At 72.4% G+C, this 2311-nt stretch carries 3 protein-coding genes; 2 read left to right on the top strand and 1 reads right to left on the bottom strand.

The features are described from left to right. Nucleotides 1-1357, top strand: a 1357-nt coding sequence (locus tag I53_RS00220) for a dihydroxy-acid dehydratase (RefSeq protein WP_043345311.1), incomplete at its 5' end; no start/stop codon positions are given. A gap of 40 nt (nt 1358-1397) precedes the next feature. On the opposite strand, the gene I53_RS00215 is transcribed toward I53_RS00220, so the two are convergent. Continuing rightward, entirely contained in the window at nt 1398-2078 is a 681-nt protein-coding gene (locus I53_RS00215; protein WP_286009563.1) for a FadR/GntR family transcriptional regulator, read from the bottom strand. 47 nt (nt 2079-2125) lie between these two features. Here I53_RS00215 and I53_RS00210 point away from each other — a divergent pair. Continuing rightward, the coding region (locus I53_RS00210; RefSeq protein ID WP_251982162.1) for a DUF305 domain-containing protein at nt 2126-2311 on the top strand (186 nt) is incomplete at its 3' end.

Raw genomic sequence — 2311 nt, 5'->3', positions numbered from 1 at the left:
CGCCCTGTCGGTGGGGCCGATGCTCAACGGCTGTTTCAAGGGCCAGCGCACGGGCTCCGGCACGATCGTCTGGAAGGCCCGCGCGATGCTGGCGGCCGGCGAGATCGACCATGACGGCTTCATCAAGCTCGTCACCTCGTCGGCGCCCTCGACCGGCTTCTGCAACACGATGGGCACCGCCACCACGATGAACACGCTCGCCGAGGCCCTGGGCATGATGCTGCCCGGCTCGGCCGCGATCCCGGCGCCCTACCGCGACCGGCAGGAGGCCGCCTACCAGACCGGCAAGCGCATCGTCGCCATGGTGGCCGAGGACCTGAAGCCCTCCGACATCCTGACCCGCGACGCCTTCCTCAACGCCATCGCGGTCAATTCGGCGATCGGCGGCTCGACCAACGCGCCGATCCACCTCGCGGCGATCGCCCGCCACATGGGGGTCGACCTCGACATCACGGACTGGCAGACCCACGGGCTCGACGTGCCGCTGCTGGTCAACCTGCAGCCGGCGGGCACCTATCTCGGCGAGGATTACTACCGCGCCGGCAGCTTGCCCGCGGTGGTGGCGCAGCTCATGCGCCGCGACCTGATCCGGGAGGGCGCGCTGACGGTCAACGGGCGCACCCTCGGCGACAATTGCCGCGGCGCCGTGATCGAGGACGAGGACGTGATCCGGCCGATCGACCGGCCCCTCAAGGAGGCGGCGGGCTTCCTGGTCCTGCGCGGCAACCTGTTCGACGCCGCGGTCATGAAGACCAGCGTCATCGGCGACGAGTTCCGCGCCCGCTACCTGTCGAACCCGGAGGATCCGGACGCCTTCGAGGGTCCCGTCGTGGTCTTCGACGGACCGGAGGATTACCACGCCCGGATCGACGACCCGAGCCTCGGCATCACCGCGGAGACCATCCTGATCATGCGCGGGGCCGGGCCGATCGGCTATCCCGGGGCCGCCGAGGTGGTGAACATGCGCCCGCCCGCGCAGCTGATCCGGGCCGGCGTGCACGCGCTGCCCTGCCTGGGCGACGGGCGCCAGTCCGGCACCTCGGGCTCGCCGTCGATCCTCAACGCCTCGCCCGAGGCGGCGGCCGGCGGCGGCCTCGCGCTCCTGCGCACCGGCGACCGGGTGCGGATCGACCTGCGCCGCGGCACCGCCGACATGCTGGTCGACGCGGACGAGATCGCCCGCCGCCGCAGCGCCCTGGAGGCGGCGGGCGGCTACGCCTATCCGGCCTCGCAGACGCCGTGGCAGGCGATGCAGCGCGCCGCCGTGGGGCAGATGCACACCGGGGCCATCCTGGAGGGCGCCGAGGCGTTCCAGCGCATCGCGCAGACCCGGGGCGTGCCGCGCGACAACCACTGAGACGAGGCCCAAGCCGGCGGCGCGGACGCCGCCGGCTCCGTCAGGGGCGCATCGCCAGCTCGGTGTCGGCGAGGGCGAGGCGGACCAGCTCGGTCATGGTCTCCCGGGCGGCGGCCGGGTCGCCCGCCACGATCGCGTCGTAGAGGGCGCGGTGGTCGGGCATCGGATCCCGGGGCAGGCCCTGGCGGCGATGCTTGAAGATCGTCGTCCACGTGACCGCGGCGGCGATGGAACTCGACAGGGCCATCAGCGCCCCGTTGCGGGCCGATTCCAGGATCGTGTTGTGGAAGGCCTGGTCGGCGGCCCGTCCGGCCTCGGTGGCGAGGCCGTGGCGGCCCATCTCCTCCAGGGCATGGCCCATCCGGGCGAGGTCGAGGCCCGAGCGCCGCTCCGCCGCGAGCGCCGCCGCCGCCGGCTCGACGATCATCCGCAGCTCGAACAGGTCGCGGATGAAGGACTCGCTCGGCTCCGACTCGAAGGCCCAGGCGAGGATGTCGGGGTCGAGCAGGTTCCAGCGGCTGCGCTGGCTCACGCGGGTGCCGGTGCGCGGGCGGCTCTCGACGAGCCCCTTCGCGCTCAGGATACGGATCGCCTCGCGATAGGCGGTGCGCGAGACGTTCAATTTCTCAGAGAATTCGATCTCCCCGGGCAGCACGTCCCCGGGGGCGTAGCGGCCGCCGAGGATCGCCACCCCCAGATCGCGGGCGACCGAGCCGTGGATGCGGCGCGAGCCCGAGGCGAGGGGCAGGCGTCCTGAGTGGCGGCATGATGATGCGCGCCGGGCATGCGGAGACCGCTCCCGGCGGCTTCGATGCGATGATGGCCCAATCGATGGCGCGGATGCACGCGGATATGGCGGTGGCGCCGTCCGGCGACCCCGACCGGGACTTCGCCGCGATGATGATCCCTCACCATCAGGGCGCGATCGAGATGGCGAAGGCCGAACTCGCCTAT

The sequence above is a fragment of the Methylobacterium sp. B1 genome (genome assembly GCF_000333255.1).
Classification (GTDB): domain Bacteria; phylum Pseudomonadota; class Alphaproteobacteria; order Rhizobiales; family Beijerinckiaceae; genus Methylobacterium; species Methylobacterium fujisawaense.
This window is presented reverse-complemented; position numbering and strand designations above follow the sequence as displayed.